The sequence below is a fragment of the Dehalobacter sp. genome (assembly GCA_023667845.1).
Lineage (GTDB): Bacteria > Bacillota > Desulfitobacteriia > Desulfitobacteriales > Syntrophobotulaceae > Dehalobacter.
In genome coordinates, this window is the sequence record JAMPIU010000073.1 from 179,214 (window position 1) to 196,606 (window position 17,393).

Annotated in this window: 15 protein-coding genes; 7 read left to right on the forward strand and 8 right to left on the reverse strand. The window is 45.5% G+C overall.

The window, feature by feature from the left end; translation table 11 throughout:
- Window positions 1-27: 27 nt before the first annotated feature.
- A complete protein-coding gene (gene nrdR / locus NC238_06305) occupies window positions 28-486 on the reverse strand; it encodes a transcriptional regulator NrdR (GenBank protein ID MCM1565553.1) in 459 nt (152 codons plus the stop codon).
- 277 nt (window positions 487-763) lie between these two features.
- Between nrdR and NC238_06310 the strand changes: the two genes are divergently transcribed.
- Entirely contained in the window at window positions 764-1,531 is a 768-nt protein-coding gene (locus NC238_06310; GenBank protein ID MCM1565554.1) for a hypothetical protein, read from the forward strand.
- 67 nt (window positions 1,532-1,598) lie between these two features.
- Here the strand turns inward: NC238_06310 and metH are convergent, their stop codons facing one another.
- Entirely contained in the window at window positions 1,599-5,129 is a 3,531-nt protein-coding gene (gene metH, locus NC238_06315; GenBank protein MCM1565555.1) for a methionine synthase, read from the reverse strand.
- Window positions 5,130-5,396: 267 nt separating this feature from the next.
- On the opposite strand from metH, the gene NC238_06320 reads away from it, so the two are divergent.
- Together NC238_06320 and NC238_06325 are read left to right on the forward strand one after the other, a co-directional pair.
- Entirely contained in the window at window positions 5,397-6,080 is a 684-nt protein-coding gene (locus NC238_06320; GenBank protein MCM1565556.1) for a response regulator transcription factor, read from the forward strand.
- A 118-nt stretch (window positions 6,081-6,198) separates the two neighbouring features.
- Window positions 6,199-7,785 (forward strand): HAMP domain-containing histidine kinase, encoded by a 1,587-nt coding sequence (locus NC238_06325; GenBank protein MCM1565557.1) that lies wholly within the window; start codon window positions 6,199-6,201, stop codon window positions 7,783-7,785.
- Window positions 7,786-7,798: 13 nt separating this feature from the next.
- Here NC238_06325 and NC238_06330 read toward each other — a convergent pair whose 3' ends face one another.
- Complete coding sequence (locus NC238_06330; GenBank protein ID MCM1565558.1) at window positions 7,799-8,515, reverse strand: ZIP family metal transporter; 717 nt, start codon at window positions 8,513-8,515, stop codon at window positions 7,799-7,801.
- Window positions 8,516-8,522: 7 nt separating this feature from the next.
- Window positions 8,523-10,400, reverse strand: coding sequence for a molecular chaperone HtpG (gene htpG, locus NC238_06335; GenBank protein MCM1565559.1), 1,878 nt, complete (start codon window positions 10,398-10,400; stop codon window positions 8,523-8,525).
- 389 nt (window positions 10,401-10,789) lie between these two features.
- Here htpG and NC238_06340 point away from each other — a divergent pair, with 389 nt between their 5' ends.
- On the forward strand, window positions 10,790-11,515 hold the full coding sequence (locus NC238_06340) for a hypothetical protein (protein ID MCM1565560.1): 726 nt from the start codon (window positions 10,790-10,792) through the stop codon (window positions 11,513-11,515).
- A 165-nt stretch (window positions 11,516-11,680) separates the two neighbouring features.
- On the opposite strand, the gene NC238_06345 is transcribed toward NC238_06340, so the two are convergent.
- The 3 genes from NC238_06345 to NC238_06355 form a co-directional block, all read right to left on the reverse strand.
- Window positions 11,681-11,953 carry a FeoC-like transcriptional regulator gene (locus NC238_06345; GenBank protein MCM1565561.1) on the reverse strand — a complete coding sequence of 91 codons (273 nt, stop codon included), beginning with the start codon at window positions 11,951-11,953 and terminating at the stop codon, window positions 11,681-11,683.
- 27 nt (window positions 11,954-11,980) lie between these two features.
- Complete coding sequence (gene feoB, locus NC238_06350; GenBank protein ID MCM1565562.1) at window positions 11,981-14,002, reverse strand: ferrous iron transport protein B; 2,022 nt, start codon at window positions 14,000-14,002, stop codon at window positions 11,981-11,983.
- Window positions 14,003-14,182: 180 nt separating this feature from the next.
- Window positions 14,183-14,431 carry a ferrous iron transport protein A gene (locus tag NC238_06355; GenBank protein MCM1565563.1) on the reverse strand — a complete coding sequence of 83 codons (249 nt, stop codon included), beginning with the start codon at window positions 14,429-14,431 and terminating at the stop codon, window positions 14,183-14,185.
- 219 nt (window positions 14,432-14,650) lie between these two features.
- On the opposite strand from NC238_06355, the gene crcB reads away from it, so the two are divergent.
- Together crcB and NC238_06365 are read left to right on the forward strand one after the other, a co-directional pair.
- Window positions 14,651-15,058 (forward strand): fluoride efflux transporter CrcB, encoded by a 408-nt coding sequence (gene crcB / locus NC238_06360; protein MCM1565564.1) that lies wholly within the window; start codon window positions 14,651-14,653, stop codon window positions 15,056-15,058.
- A gap of 14 nt (window positions 15,059-15,072) precedes the next feature.
- Window positions 15,073-15,411 (forward strand): DUF190 domain-containing protein, encoded by a 339-nt coding sequence (locus tag NC238_06365; GenBank protein MCM1565565.1) that lies wholly within the window; start codon window positions 15,073-15,075, stop codon window positions 15,409-15,411.
- Between the two features lie 16 nt (window positions 15,412-15,427).
- Here NC238_06365 and murI read toward each other — a convergent pair whose 3' ends face one another.
- Complete coding sequence (murI, locus tag NC238_06370) at window positions 15,428-16,195, reverse strand: glutamate racemase (GenBank protein MCM1565566.1); 768 nt, start codon at window positions 16,193-16,195, stop codon at window positions 15,428-15,430.
- A gap of 228 nt (window positions 16,196-16,423) precedes the next feature.
- Between murI and speD the strand changes: the two genes are divergently transcribed.
- Complete coding sequence (gene speD, locus NC238_06375; protein ID MCM1565567.1) at window positions 16,424-17,239, forward strand: adenosylmethionine decarboxylase; 816 nt, start codon at window positions 16,424-16,426, stop codon at window positions 17,237-17,239.
- Window positions 17,240-17,393: the final 154 nt, after the last annotated feature.

Sequence of the window (17,393 nt, forward strand, 5' to 3'; positions counted from 1 at the left end):
GCAAGGATCTCAATTTGGGGGGCTGTTTTATTTGCGACGCTTTACCAGTCCGTTCAACTCTTCCATAAACTTCTGAATATCCTTGAACTGCCTGTAAACAGAAGCAAAGCGAATATACGCAATTTCATCTGCTGCAAACAGTTTTTTCATGACGGCTTCGCCGATCAATTCGCTCGGCACTTCGCGGTCGTTGATATCACGCATTTCTCTTTCGATATCGGTGACCATTGTTTCCAGCTGTTCGGTAGACACGGGGCGTTTTTCACAGGCCTTGTTCAAGCCTGACAGCAGTTTATGACGGGAAAAGGGCTCTCTTCTGCCATCCTTTTTCACGACAATCAGCTGAAAATCCTCGTAGCGCTCATACGTCGTAAAACGCTTTGTGCAGACATCGCATTCCCGTCTGCGTCGGATAGCAGTGCCTTCCTCAATCTGTCTGGAATCCAGCACCTTCGTGTCGTCACTCTGACAAAAAGGACAGCGCAATACCCTCATCCTTCCTATATCTTGTATATTCCTTATTTTATCAACACTACATATAGTAAGCAATAGCCTTTTATTGGCGTTTTTATGCATCTAAGGCCTTCTATATGGATTATTTTACGTTTTACTTGCGATTTTAGTTCTTGGAGATTTCATGCAAAACATTACTTAAGTCCCATATCATTGCAAAATAAATAAATCAAGACAAACACACTTCCGTCAAAAAAACATATCCTTTTATTGTAAATATATTCCATTATAACCATAAGGAGGAATCCCCATGAGTATTGGTCAACCCTCCTATCTTCTGCAAAAAGTTGCACCGATTGTACTGAGGGAACTTCAGCCATACATCGCCGGTAAAGTTGGTCCCCTCGTTGCTGAAAAAATTGGCATGCCCATTGCCAGGAAAGTCGGACTTCCACTTGCTAAAAGAATAGGTATTCCTATGGCCCGTAAAACCGGTACCTTTTTGTTGAACCGGGTCGGCTATCCGCTTATTAATAAAGTCATTTTCAAAGGAAATCCCCCTTCATTCCTCTTGCCCGGAAATCCCCAGGCAAACAGTGGCACAGGAATAAAGACAATGGTGACAGAAGCAGGATCAGGACTTGGGCCAAGTTCAGGATCAGAAAATGGTACCGGTACTGGAATAAGCACCGGTTCAGGTACAGTTATTAATACAAGTAAAGGTATAAAAGGGACAAAAAGAACAGAAACAGGAGTAGGATCTGAAGCAGGTGTACGCGGGAGAAAACAAACCAAAGCAGAAAAAAAGATTGAAAAGCAAAACAGAAAGCGCCAAAAAACACGGAGAGGCTTGTTTAGCTTTGGTAAAAATCTTCAGTCCTTCCCGACTGGAATCCGTCCGCTGAACCAGATTGTACCCGGGCCGGCCGTTCCTTCTCCTATTCCGGAAGCACCGAGTACCTTCGTCCAGCCTCTTGTTCAAAATCCAGCTGTCCAAAATTCTTATGAACTATTTGATCAAAATCAGAATTATGCTTCAAGTCTCTTTAGCAGAAGAAGGCAAAACCACGGTTTTTGAAAAATTTGAAATCCCGCCTCAGTCTCGAGACGGGATTTCATGCATCTATTAGCATCTATTATAGAGATCAACGATTAATATTAAATATCTTAGCTTCAGGATGAGAAAAAACAACAGCGGTAACAGACGCTTCGGGGTCCATCATGAAATTCTCTGTCAGCGTTATTCCAATCTCCTCCGGTTTCAGCAGTCTGAACAGCTTGGCCTGTTCTTCCAGTGCAGGGTAGATCGGGTAGCCCGGAGAAACCCGGATGCCGTTATCAATCCCCCAGATTTTACGCATCTTTTCATGCATGATGTCAGCAAATCCTTCAGCCAGCTCCAGGGCCAGAACCTGAAGAAGAAACGACTTCAGGTATTCGCCCTTGTCCCGGTAATTCTCGGCCTTTTCTCTAATTCCCAGGCCCGTAGTCAGCGCAAACATACCAAGATAATCATACGTCTGCTCCTGACCGTCAAGCTTATTCCAGGGACGGACATAATCAGCGAGACAAAGGCCATTATCTTTTTGCTGACGCGGAAAACTGAGTTCTTCAAGGACAATATTTGAAGCTTTCAGATTCGAATCCGGATTCGAATCTGATTCTGAATCCATAATAGCGACCGTATTTCCGTTCGCACAGGCCGGATAAAACGCAAATACCCCATTGACCGTAATCAGCTTGTGTTCTTGGATCTCTTCCAGGAAATCCTGAACAAATTTCTGGATTTTGGCTGATTTATCTTGGGAAACATCTTCGGAATCCAGCAGGAGGCTTTCCGCTGCCTTGATTTCTTCCTGGGAAGGGTGGCGCAGTTTGTTTTTGACCCCGAGATAACGCCTCAGGATAAAAGGCAGATCCAAGTTCGGGATAATCTCCGCCAGCGGATAATCCAGAAGGACCTCCCGTGCTGTATGCTGCGGGCGGCAGACAGGTCCGTCAAAGCTGACCGGCGAAAATTTATTTTCGCTGTGGTTGTCAGAAATACTGCCGGAGATACTGTCTGGGATGTTGCCGGAAATCGTACCAACATTACCGGCCTGATCATTATTTTTAGCTGCGTTATAGCTTCCGGAATCATTGGCCGTCTTGCTTTTCAAGCCATTCAGAAGATTCAGTCCAGCCATGGCGTCGCGCGCATACAAAACCGGTCCGCCGTATTGCGGGGCAATCTTCTCCTCGGTATATTTGCGCGACAGAGCCGCGCCTCCGAGAATCAGCGGGATATTAATTCCGGCTGCCTGAAGATCCTGGGCAGTCAACAGCATCTGCTGAACCGATTTGACCAGAAGCCCGGATAGACCGATCGCATCAGGCATCTCTCGCCTAGCCGCTTCGATCAGCTGTTCGGAACTGACTTTGACGCCAAGGTTGACCACCTTATAGCCGTTATTGGCCAGGATGATTTCCACAAGATTCTTGCCGATATCATGGACATCGCCCTTGACCGTTGCGAGCAGGATCTTCCCTTTGACTGCCTCTTCGGCTTTTTCCATATAGGCCTCCAGGATGGTCACCGCTGCCTTCATGACTTCGGCGCTCTGCAGAACTTCAGCCACGATCAGCTGGTTCCTGTTAAAGAGGCTGCCGACTTCCTCCATACCTTTCATCAGCGGACCGTTAATAATTTCGAGCGGCCGATATTTCGTCAGGGCCTCGTACAGATCATTCTCCAGGCCCTCTTTGGAGCCTTCCACAATAGCTCCTGCCAGCCGTTCCTCAACGGAAAGCCCGGACGTCTGTTTTTGTTCCGTGACCTTTTTCTCTCTGTAAAAATCGGTAAAAGCTTTTAAGGTCTGGTCATTCGTATTTAAGAGCAGATCTTGGGCCAGTTTTTTCTCTGCCTGAGGAATCGTCGCATAACGTTCCAGTTTTTCGGAATTGACAATCGCGTAGTCCAGTCCGGCTACGGTATTCAGATAGACGAAAACGGCATTCAACACTTCCCGGCCTGCCGCAGGCAGACCGAAGGAGACATTGCTGATCCCAAGAATCGTCTTGCATTCCGGATATTTGGCTTTGATCAGTCGCAGGCCTTCAATGGTCTCAACTGCAGAACCGAGATACTTGACATCCCCGGTCCCTACCGGGAATGTCAGCGGATCAAAGATAATATCGGCAGCTGAAAGACCGTATTCATGCACCAGCAGATCGTAAGAGCGTCCGGCCACTTCGAGCTTGCGTTCCCGGGTCAGGGCCATACCCTGTTCATCGATTAAGCCAACTACGACTGCAGTACCGAATTTTCGAAGCAGCGGAACAACTTCATCAAAGCGTTCCCGGCCGTTTTCAAGGTTGATCGAATTAATGATTGCTTTGCCCTGAATTAACCGGAGTCCTGCTTCCAAAACCGCGGGATCGGTCGTATCCAGCATCAGCGGCGCTTTGACTTTATTGACAACATGGGGCAGAAAGCTAACCATATCCTCAAGTTCGTCCCGGTCGGGATTGGCCACACAGACATCCACAATCTGAGCGCCCTTCTTGACCTGATTTCGGGCAATCTCGGAACCTTCTTCATAATACTCACCGGCAATAAGCTCCTTGAATTTGCGAGAACCGATCACATTGGCCCGCTCGCCGACCAGCAGCGGCCGGTTTTCTTCTTCGGGCCAGACTGCTTCGAGTCCTGCGACGCTGCTTCGTTCAGCAGCCCGCATTTGTCTCGGAGCGTACTTGGCCAAGGCTGCTGCCAAGGCTTCGATATGGCGATCCGTCGTCCCGCAGCATCCACCGGCAATGTTCAGCCAGCCTTTGGCTGCGTAAGCGGCCATCTTTCCGGCAAACTCTTCCGGAGTTTCCTGGTAGCCGCCTTCTTCATCAGGAAGCCCCGCGTTCGGGTAACAGCTCACGGCGCAAGAGGCAAGCCCCTCCAGGGTTCTGAGGTGATCATTCATCAGTTCTGCTCCGGTGCCGCAGTTCATGCCGACAGCAGCCGGCTTCAGGTGCTGTATCGAAATATATAAAGCTTCAATATTCTGTCCTGCGAGCATCGTACCCGAAGGTTCAATCGTCACGGAAACGACCAGCGGCACCTCCCGCCCAAGTTCAGCAAAGGCGCGTTGGATCCCGAGTCCTGCCGCCTTGATATTCAGCGTATCCTGACAGGTTTCGACGATCAGCAGATCGACGCCTCCCTTAATAAGGCCAAGGGTTTGACGGCAATAAGCCTCTTCCAGGTCAGTAAAAGTAATACCGCCTCCAAAGGCCAGCATCTTGGTCGTCGGGCCCATGGATCCAGCCACAAACCGCGGTTTTTCCGCTGTAGACCATTTGTCGGCCGCTTCGCGGGCCAGCCGTGCCGCAGCCTCGTTGATTTCCATATCCCTGTCCCCGAGATGATATTCCCCAAGGACAATATTTGTGCCTCCGAAGGTATTGGTTTCAATGATATCCGCACCGGCTTTCAGATAGGCCTCATGAATATCACGCACGATATAAGGACGGGTGAGCGTCAGGATTTCGTTGCAGCCTTCTTGTTCAGGCCCTCCAAAATCTTCGGCAGACAGATCCTTCTGCTGAAGCATGGTTCCCATCGCTCCGTCCAGAATCAGAATTTTTTTCGCAAGTAATTCATTAAAAATCTGTTGTTTCATGGTCTCACCACTTCTTTGCAAACTTTTCCTCCAAGCTTCCCTTGGGTTTATCATATTATTTTACCATGATTATACGATTCGTCCAATCTATACATTTCGTATTTCCTGCGTAATCATTTTTGTATATTTTAAGCAGCATATCCGGATATTCCGAGCTGCAGAAAATTCTTGTTAAAATTGTTCAAACCGTTAAAATAGTTATATATGGCGATATACAGACGAATGCGACTGTATTCAGTTTTCTTTCAGAATAATCGTGTATTTTAAAGATACAGGAGGAATAAACGAATGGCCAATAAATTCAGAATACTTATCGTGGATGACGACGCTTCAATCCGCCAGATGCTCAGCCTGGGGCTGAAGCAGGAGGGTTACGATATCGGAACAGCGGACAACGGAAAAAAGGCACTGGAAATAATCCCTGTCTTTGAACCTCATGTCATCATCCTTGACATTATGATGCCGGTCATGGACGGATATGAACTATGTGAATCCATCCCGGAAATATCCGGTGCTTCCATAATTATGCTGACTGCCAAGGATACATCCAAAGACATTGTCAAAGGACTGCGCCTCGGAGCCCACGACTATCTGGTTAAGCCTTTTCACTTTGACGAGCTGCTGGCCCGGATCGAGGTTCAGCTGCGTAACCGTTTCCCGGATCTATCCGGCAAAAGAACCATTGGCCGGTTTACGATCGATGAACTGAAAAAGTCAATCTTGCTCGATAATCAGCCTCTGCAGCTTTCTCCTACCGAATATAAACTGCTGTCCTATCTTTTATGGAACAGCAATCAAACGTTGAGTAAAGAACAAATCCTGATTCACATCTGGGGTTACGATTTTGAAGGAGAGGACAATATCGTCGAGGTATATATCCGCTATCTTCGAGAGAAACTCGGGGATCTGGATCACACGATCATTAAAACCGTCAGGGGCCTTGGTTACCACCTGCAGACGGAACAGCAGTAACTGGCAGTCTACACGAGATATCAAATATCAAGCATTTTACACAGGAATATCATGACACATTGCATGTTTAACATTTCAATCGTTGTGTTTTTAGTATGATCACATTAGGGAGATCATCATGAAAGTTCATCCTCTGGAAAAACTGAATATTTGGCGGCAATCCCTGGTAGGGCAGCTCCTGCTGCGTTTCTGGGTGTGCCATATCATTTTTTTTACGTTAATTGGGGCTATTCAGTATACTTCCCTGAAAAATTCCCTGTATCAAAGCGTGGAGCAGAACCTGCTTTCAGACTATTACGCCATACGGAACAGTATGGGGAGCTGGCTTTCGAGCAGTGAGCTTCCTCCGGGAAGATTCTCCGAACTCCGCCCGGGAAATTTTGTGGCGTTTTATACCAGCGGCTATCAACTTAAATCGATTGTTTACAGCTACGGCAAGACGAACAGTACGGTCCCGAATCTCAGCCGCAACCAACTGCAGTTTGATCTTGCTGAGAAGGCGAGATCCGGCGGATGTTTTATTTTTCAGGATACCGACGAACAGCAGTATATGCTGATGGTGGCCCCGGTCGTAACGAACCAGCTTTCGGTAAACAGTCTCCCCCTGGAACAAAACAACGATATTCAGCCTTATGCGGGCTATGCTTTGATCGGTCAGCCGCTGGCTGAACAGGACCTGATCTTGAGCCGAAATCTCAGAGGATATACTTTTAACGCGATCATCATTATTCTACTCAGTACATTTTTTACAGCGCTGGTTTTGCAGAAACCACTGGAACCACTTCTGAACATTTCCTCTACGGCCCGCAAGATTGCCGCCGGCCGCTATGACCTGCGCCTTCCGTATATGAATAAAACCGCTTCGGAAATCCAGCAGCTTCGGGAAGCTTTAAACCATATGCTTGGACAGATGGAGAATGCTCTAAATACGGAAAGATCGGCTAAAAACCGGATGGCTCGGTTTATTGCCGATGCTTCTCATGAACTCAGGACTCCGCTGACCTCGATCAGAGGCTTCCTTGAAATACTCCAGCGGACAGGTATGGCAGACAAAGAGACTTTGGATGCCGCCCATCAGACCATGCTGATCGAGACGGAAAGACTGATCAGGCTTACCGAGGGTCTGCTGACCTTAAATCGGATCGCCCAGGAAGAAATAAACAGCGATCATTCCGAAGAGCTCAATTCCGGACTGCACGATGTGCTTCCCGAGCTTATGCCGCTTTTGGCCCCCCTGCTTAAAGACCGTACTTTCAGATTCAACGGCCAGGATTTCCGGACAATTGATGATTTTGTCTCAGAAGTCCTGGATACGTCACAAGTACTTCCATTAAAACCCGATGAACTGAAACAGATCCTGTACAATCTTGTTAATAACGCTATTCAACATACACTTTCCGGCGGAACGATTGATATCCTCGCTAAATCGGAAAATTCCCGTTTTATTCTATCCGTCAGGGATAACGGTGAAGGAATCCCGGTTGAAGACGTTCCTCATATTTTTGAAAGGTTTTTCCAGGGAGACCGTTCCCGTTCCCATGGAAAAGGCCAAGGATCGGGACTCGGCCTGGCAATCGTATCCGAACTGGTGTACCTTCGCGGAGGAGAAATACGGGTCGAAAGCACTCCCGGAGAAGGAACCACCTTTACAATATCTTTCCCACTGATTCATGTAAAAAACGATAACCTAGATGAAACAAAATAATTGATTGATCATTCTACGACAGGATTAATGCCAGGATAAAGCCGAGCATGATGCCGACATTGGCATATTCACTGTGGGAATGGTGGCTTTTCGGAATCAGTTCGTCACTGCTGATATAGATCATTGCTCCGGCCGCAAACGCCAGAAAGAAAGCGATGATGAGCGGAGAGATCAGGCCAAGAATCATTCCCAGCCCGGTACCGAGCAGCGTTGACATACCGGTCATGGTCGTAATCAGGACGACCCTCGATTTCGGGACGTTGGCGAGACACAGCGGCATCGCCACACAAAGACCTTCAGCAATATTATGCAGACCGATTGTCAAGGCTGTCATGACGCCCATGTGATACGATACTTCGCTGGTCGCACCGATCGCGATCCCTTCGGGAAGATTATGCAGTGTGATTCCGAGCGCGATAAAATACCCCATCTTGGCATAGTTACTCAAATCCGCTTCAACCTTGTGAATGTGCGGCATTGAAATATCCACCAGAAACAGGAACAGAGCTCCGGCTGCAAAGCCGGCAATACAAATGATACTGTTGCTCATGTCTAGGCTGGTCGGAATCAGACTTAAGGCAGATATCCCGATCATGATTCCTGACGCAAATCCGAGCGATATTGAAAGTATCTTGTTCGTGATATTTTTTATCGAGATAGAGATGACAGCGCCAAGCCCGGTAACCAGACCCGCTATCAGCCCGTAGAGTAGAATCGTAATAATAATCACTCCGGTACTATTTCTTTACAACCGCTCTTTCCAGGATGTTATAGAGTCTGTTAACCATACTCCTGGGATCGATGATCAGCCCGGCGGCAATCTGCGAGTTTTCCAGAATCTGTTCCGCCGCTGCCGCAGCAAATGCGTCGCCCGACTTGCGCAGTTCATTGATTCCCTGAATGACCGGATGCCGGCTGTTAATCTCCAAGATTCCTGCTGGGATATCTTCCATATCCTTGTTCATGATCTGCATCATTTTCTGCATACTATGCGTTCCGTATGAGCTGAGCACAACCGCAGGACTGTCCACGAGACGTTTGGAAGCACGCACCTCGGTTACCCTGTCCCCGAGTGTTTCTTTGAACCAATCCAACAAGGCCTTCACTTCATCCTCAGGAATTTCACTTTCGGCATTACCGGGCTGCTCAGCATCTAAATCCGGCAGATCCTGACTGTCTTGTTCTGCCGCAACAATCTTCTTCTCTTTGAATTCAGGAAGCCCGCCTAAGATGTAGTCATCAATCGGTTCATACGTATAAAGCACTTCGATGCCCTTGTCCTTAAATATCTCAAGATACGGCCCGGATTCAATGACTTTACGGTTAGAGCCGCTGACATAATAGATCGCTTTTTGTTCCTCTCTCATTCTTCCAACGTAGCCTTCCAGTGAAATCAGCTCACCTTCAGCCGTCATGTTGGATTCAAAGCGCAGGAGCCTGACCAGCGCATCCTTGTGGGCATAGTCCGAAGCTGCTCCTTCTTTGATGAACCTGCTGAATTTTTCCCAAAATTGATTGTATTTGGCCGGATCATCTTTGGCTTGCTCTTCGAGATATTTTAAGAATCTGCCGGTGACTACCTTGTTCAGTTTGGCCACAAGCGCATTGTCCTGAAGGGTCTCCCTGGAAATGTTCAGGGGAAGGTCATCACTGTCAATGACGCCGCGTACAAACCGCATCCACTCCGGCACGATGGCTTCAGATTTTTCCTGAATCAGGACTTTTTTGCAGAATAGGTTAACGCCTCTCTCCATTTTGCTGAAGCCGAACCGCTCATAATTTTCTCCAGGCACAAACAGCAGTGCTTTGATGGAAAGCGGCGCATCGGAGGAAAAGTGCATTCTGTAAGATGGCTCGTCAAAAGCATTGTCGATATATTTATAGAATTCCGTATATTCCTGCTCACTGATTTCGGATGCGTTTTTCGTCCATATTGCTTCGACGGTATTGACTTTTTCACCGTTGACTTTCACGGGATAAGGGACAAAACTCGAATACTGTTTGATAATCCTGTTGATTTCGTCAGCTTTGCTGAAATCATAGGCATTTTCTTTTAACTGAAGAACGATCCTGGTCCCGTAATTGCTTTGATCACCCGGTTCTATTAAATAGCTTCCTGCTCCGTTTGAAGACCAGATCCAGCTTTCGGAGTCCGGTCTGAAAGAGCGGGTATAGAGCGTTACTTTCTCCGCAACCATAAACGCTGAATAAAATCCGACGCCGAACTGTCCAATCAGGCTTAAATCGGTATTGTTTCCGGATCCGGCCTTTCTGACCTCGGTCAGCTGTCTGATAAATTCCTTGGATCCTGAATGGGCGATCGTACCCAGATTCTCAATCAGTTCTTCTTTGGTCATTCCGATCCCATTATCGGTAATGGTAAGCGTGTGCTTTTCTTCATCCGTTTCGATGGAAATTTCCAGCGGCTGTTCGGATTCGCTTGTTTCATTTTCGGTGAGCCTGCAGTAGCGCAGTTTCTCCGTAGCGTCAGCTGCATTGGATATCAATTCTCTTAAGAAGATCTCTCGCTCCGTATAGAGAGAATTAATAACAATATCCAGCAGCTGGGTGATTTCTGTCTGAAACTCCCTCGTTTCAACATTGTTATTCATCATTACCAACCCTCCCAATCATTTCATATGGCTGTGCTTTGGTCGAATCAAAAATCGACCATCATATTATACCATGGAATGGAAAAAAATCTAACATTCAAACACTTGTTCCTTCAAATACTTGTTCCTCTGATTTTTTTATCGCTGAAAAAAACATTCCAGTATTCAGGATGGTGTTCTAATTTCTGGAATGAAATGATACGTATATAGAGGACTTTTTACGAGTCATCACGAAAAATAATATAACGAAATATAGTTTAACAAAATATCATTTTTGAAGAGTTACCCGCTAATAGAGTTTGACATCATTCTTATCGAATGATTAAATCTTTAAATTCCATTATCTGAATACTAATATCTGAATACAAAAGAAGGTATAGGAGGAAAATATCATGAGATTGACGCGACGGTATCTTGCGCTTTTGCTCGTTTTGCTGCTTCTTTGCGTTGGGGCTTTATCTGGCTGCGGCGGAAAAGAAGAACCCGCTGCCCAAAATGAAGCAACCTCGGCTCCGACAGAGACAGAAACACAGACTTTACCTGATGATAACGAAATTGTATCCGGTCTGATCGGGAAAGGACAGCTGGTCAAAGAAATGGCCTATGATTATGTGATTGTTGGCGGCGGAGCATCTTCGGAAAGCAAAGTCTGGTTCAAGGATCAGAAAATGAAAATGGAGGGCACCTTTAACGGCCCAAAGATGACTTTTATTTTTGATAGGTCCAAGAAGGAGTTTATTACTTATACCTCGGGTCAAAACAGCGCCATAAAAATGACGTTAAATGAATATAACGGTCCGGATACCACCACCCCTGTTGATTATGTCAGTGGTCTTGTTGAATCTAAGTATACAATAGGCGGGACTGAAACAGTCAACGGCATGGAGTGCAAAGTCCTTACTTTCACCAACGAAGGATCAACTGTCAAGGAATGGATCAGCACCGAGTACGGCATTGTTGTGAAGGCCCAATATGAGGCAGGGGGCGAGATGACCACTATGGAATTCAAAAACCTGCAAATTGGAACAGGTGCCGTACCCGCTGGGACTTTCGACCTGCCGTCAGGAATGGAAGTGGTCGACATTAACGGCATGATGAATCTCGACAGCAATAAATAACAGATAAATAAAATAGTAGATGAATGGCTTTTTCATATTTCCGACTGTAGGGTGAACCCCTAGAACAAGCGTAACTTAAAATCTATAAGATACTGTTAATCGTTTTATACTGTTGACAGTATTTTTTTAACGGTTTTTTTAACTTAGGTGTTGCGTCATATACCCTTACCGGTTCGTGGATTCCAAAAGCACCCTCCCCTTTGCCGTGAGCGTCCACAAGATTGCTCCCGCTTCTCCGTTTCCTTTGCTGCAGCAGCCCCCGCACCCCTTACATTGTTCATTGACGCAGGCTGCATTATCCGCAGTCAGGTATCCAAGTCTTTGCAGGTCATTCAGCATTTGTTTGATCATCTCTGGATCGATATCCAATTTTTTTGCCAGCGAAGAAAAGGAGTTCGCTTGTTTACCGGCAATCTCTGTTAACAAATTGATCAGCATCGCAATACCTCCTGCCTATTCTTCGTTTCAGATGAACAACGAACCGAGCTGAAAGATCAGCACCGCTGCGATCCAGCCGATGATCAGTGAGTAGAGAACAGAAAACAGTGTCCATTTATTAGAATTGGTCTCCTTTTTAATTATTCCGATGGTCGCTGCACAGGGTGAATAAAGTAGGGTCATTACCATAAAGGCATAGGCGGAGAGCGGCGTAAAATGCTGTGCTAAGACTGCTCCGAGCATTCCTTCGCCTGTCCCGTAAACCAGCCCGAACGTCGCAATGATTGCTTCCTTGGCACCAATCCCGACAAGAAGTGCTACAGAGGCCTGCCAGCTGCCAAAACCAGCCGGGGATAATATAGGTGCGATGACTGCACCTAATTTTCCGAGGAAACTTTCGGCGCTTCCAGGTTCAACGCCGACCGGGAAAACGGATAGTATCCAGATCAGGATGACGATCGCAAGGATTACGGTCCCTGCTTTCCTGACAAACGACTCCGTTTTTTTCCACATGTGCCGCATTAAACTCTTCAGCGTCGGCAGACGATAAGGCGGGAGTTCCATAACAAAGTAGGATTTTTCCTGCTTGAACAATGTTTCACTCAGGATTTTCCCGGCGGCGACAGCAACCATGATCCCTAAAAGGTACAGTGAAAAAATAACCAATCCTGCCAACGGTATGATGCCGATCGTTTTGCCCCTGAAGAATGCCCCGGCAAACAGCGCATAGACCGGAAGCCTGGCACTGCAGGAAATAAACGGACTGATTAAAATGCCGATCATACGGTCTTTCCGGCTGTCCAAGGTTCGGGTGGACATGATTCCGGCCACATTGCAGCCGCTGCCGACAATCATGGCAACGGCCGTTTTCCCGTGCAGCCCGACAGCATTCATCAGCCGGTCCATAACATAGGCTGCCCTGGCCATATAACCGCTGTCTTCAAGAAAAGAAATCAAGAAATACATGGTAAACATCATCGGGACAAATACGAGTACAGAACCTACTCCGCCGATCAGCGCATCGCTGACAAAGGACTGGGCCAGGACCGGAGCATTTACCAGCAAGCCGGAAACATACCGCCCCAGGATCCCGAAGGCGCTGTCCACATAGCCCCCAAGAACATTATTGCCGAGACCCATTGTGATCTGATACAGCAAAAACATAATTACAAAAAACAAAGGAATCCCGATCCATTTATTTGTCACCACCCTGTCAATCATTTCTGTCAGATCTCTTTGCGGAGGCGTTTCCCTACGAACACAATCCCTAATGATTTGGCCGATAAAGATATAACGTTGGTCTGCCAGATAGATTCCGGGCTCAAGACCAAAACGGCTCGTTATCCTGTCCTTTTCCTTGTCAGCCAGTTTTTCCAGGGTAGGACAACCTGCTATTTGCGTTCGAGCAAACGCCTCATCCTCGAGCAGCCTGACAGCCACCAAGTTCGCCGATTCTTTACCAGCAATACCTGCTTGGGCCAGGGCCTCAGCCAAAGCTCCAGATTCCCGGTTCATCGTTTGCCAATAGTCTGGCTGGACGGGCCGGCTTGGTTTTACTTTCATTGCCGCTGAAGTCTCCAGCAACTCCTGAATCCCTTTGTTCTTCGTTGCCACTGTAGTAACAACCGGTACGCCAAGAACATCTCCAAGTTTCGCTGTATTGATGAAAATATTCTTTTTCACTGCTTCATCTGTCATATTTAATGCAATGATTACATTCGTATCCATCTCAATCAACTGTAACGTGAAATAAAGATTCCTCTCCAGATTTGCTGAGTCAATCACGTTCACAACAACATCGGGTTTTTCCTGCAAAATATAGTTTACCGCAACTATTTCATCCTCCGAACTGGCGGAAAGACTATACGCCCCGGGTAAGTCAATTACGCTGATCTCATCCCCGTTGAACCTGACCGTACCTTCTTTTTTCTCAACGGTTACTCCCGGCCAATTGCCAACATGCTGCCTCGAGCCTGTCAACGCATTAAAAATGCTTGTTTTCCCGCAGTTTGGGTTTCCAACGAGAGCTATCGTAAAATTCTTTTTCATCTGTTAATCCTTGCCCTGAAACACTTGCGATTAAGCATTCCATACAATGTTTGTTTCAATATTTATTACTGTCTATGCTGTTTTAACAAGGTATAATTTGCGGTGTTTATCATCGCAAATTATACATGATAGTGATTATGATTATCATTTAATGACCAAAAATAGGGAGGAAGATTCATATTATCTGTTCCAAATCTCTTCAACCTGAATTTTCCTGGCATCGCTTTTACGGATAGCTAGATGATATCCCCTCAGATTAATCTTCATAGGGTCCCCCAGCGGAGCTTGGCCGTCAACTTTAAATTCTGTCCCTTTGACCAGGCCCATATCTGTCAGTTTTTTTCTTAATACGGCATCCATGTGTATATTGACAATTCTGGCATTCGAGTTTACGGGTATCTTGTCCATTGTTAGAAAGGTAGCGTCCATTGTAATCTCCTTATAGATTTAAAAAATTTATTATTTTGTTCAAATGTCATAACGATATGACGATTTTGATAATGATTATCGAATTCACATCATAAATATAACGCTTATTGCTCAAAATGTCAATTCGTATCTTCCTATTCAAGTATTGAGCTTTTTATTGAAATATGCCGGAATGAAATGATATACTTAAATAACTCTTTTTTCAGGGAGTATTTAACTTTGCAGGAGGCTGATCTTCCTTTGAATTATTCCGTCTATCTGGTGATCGGTTTAGGCGGTGCACTTGGAGCTATTGCCCGTTATGTACTTTCCACCTGGATTTATCAAAAATATTTTTATACTTTTCCCTGGGGAACCTTCGTCGTCAATATGCTGGGGTGTTTTGTTCTGGGCATTGTCTATGTACTAGGAGTTGAAAACCTCGTAACCAGCCCGAATACCCGTTTATTTATATCTGTGGGTTTTCTGGGTGCGTTTACAACCTTTTCTACGCTGAGCCTTGAAACTCTGAATCTTATTAAGAGCGGAGAAATTATTGTAGCTGTGCTGAACGGTCTGGGAAGCATGATTGTCGGACTGATTGCAGTCTGGCTTGGAATGAGCCTGACTCAGCTATTAATAAAATAAAGGAAGGGATCCTAATGGTAAAGATATCCGGTCAGGCAAGACGCATCCGCATCTACATTGGAGAAGCCAGCAAATATAAAGGAGTATCCCTCTATCACACGATTGTCTTAAAGGCCAAAGAGCTGGGCCTGGCAGGTGCGACTGTCTTTAGGGGAATTGAAGGATTCGGCGCCAATACGAGAATCAAAACGTCCAGGATACTGGATCTTTCCAATGACCTTCCCATCGTTATTGAAGTAATAGACAGCGCTGAGTATCTGCAGGACTTTCTGCTTTTTTTGGACGAGGTCGTCAATGAAGGATTAATAACCGTCGAAGATCTGGAAGTTATGAAATATTCGCCAAAAAAATAAAGCCGTCTTAGCGGCTTTATTGATCCTGATCTAGCAGCAGAAGATACCGGGCATAACGGGATTCCGAAGGCTCTTTTCGGCCTGAAGAATAGAAAGCGACCTCACCATGACCGTCCTCAGCAAAAAGTTTTCTTTCGGTCAGGATTTTTTTCAGATAATTGACCGTTCCGGTACTTCCATCAATAATGTGCGTATCAGCAGGAAACAGTTCCTGCAGAACCCGCTTAAAATATGGAAAGTGTGTGCATCCTAAAACGACAGTACCATACTCGGTCAAATTATGAGTGCCAAGTTTGCGATTCAGGTATTTCAGGATTTCATCTTTGTCAAAATAAAAATTCTCTGCATATTCAACAAGCTCCGGAAATGCTTTGCCATCTACAAGATGGTCCTGATCCAGTCTGGTGACCAGATTTTGATACTTTTCTTCGCGAAGTGTGAGCGGGGTGGCCATGACCAGGATTCTCTTGGAACCATTATTTTCGACAGCTGGTTTTACTGCTGGTTCCATGCCAAGGATTGGAAAATCATATCTTTGGCGAAGCTCATTGATGGCAATACTCGTCGCCGTATTGCAGGCAACTACCAGAATTTTTATCCCTTCAGCAGCCATGAAATCAACAGCATCCAAAACCAGTTTCAGGACTTCTTCCTTGCTTTTGGTCCCATAAGGCACATGATCAATATCCGCGTAATAAATAAAATCCTCCCGGGGCAGCTGCTTGATCGCTTCATGCAGTACGGTGATTCCACCGACCCCGGAGTCAAAGAAGCCTATGCGCATTTTTTTCAACTCACAAACTTTGTTTTTTCTTAATAAATTATAACCTATATCTTGTTAATCTTACAAAGAATATTATCACCATTTTCGTCTTGTTTTTAAAAGATTTGTTTAAAAATTTGTTCAAAAAATATTCGAACTGTCTATAGAAAAAGCTAAAAAATATGTATAATAAAGCAGTAACTTGAGAGAAAAAGGCTTAAAAAATAATATTTGGCACAGGTGCAGGAAATGAATATAAAACCTATCAATAAAAAACTAAAATTATACGGCTTTAACAACCTGACGAAAACGTTGAGCTTTAATTTCTATGATATCTGCTATGCTTTATCGCAGGATCAACATAAGAAATACATTGAGTACATTGATGAAGAATACAATGCCGACAGGCTGGTTAAAATTCTAACTTCTGTCGCTGAGATCATTGAAGCCAATATTCTGAATATCGCCAATCAGGATTACGACCCTCAGGGCGCCAGTGTCACCATGCTGGTTGCTGAAAACCAGATTATGATCCGTGAACCGATGGAAATTCTTGAAAACGAGGCCCCTGGTCCTGATTCGCAGTCATTGGTCGGTCATCTGGATAAGAGTCATATTACGGTGCATACGTATCCGGAAAACCACCCTGATAAGGGGATTAGTACGTTCCGGGCCGATATTGACGTCTCCACCTGCGGCCAGATCTCGCCGCTAAAGGCTTTAAACTACTTGATTACGAGTTTTGAACCGGATATTGCGATTATCGATTACCGTGTCCGGGGCTTTACCCGGGATGTCAACGGTCGAAAATATTTTATTGATCATAAGATCAATTCCATTCAGAATTTTATTTCGGAAGAGACCAGAAACAGATATCAGCTGATTGATGTCAATGTCTATCAGGACAATATTTTCCACACCAAAATGCTTTTGAGAGAGTTTGATCTTGACCATTATTTATTCGGAGCTGAAAAAGAAGAGATATCCTCCAGCAAAAGAAGAAGGGTCAAACAAAGAATCAAACATGAGATGCAGGAGATTTTCTCAGGAAGAAATGTTTTCTAGGACATACTAGTTGTCATTAAAAAAGATGCCAGTTGAAGTGCACCCCAAATGTTGGACAAAAAAATCTAGCATTTGGAGGTGCACTTTTCTTTGGCAAAGTATTCTTATGAACAACGTCTAGAAGCGGTATTGAAAGTAACCGAACAACACATGT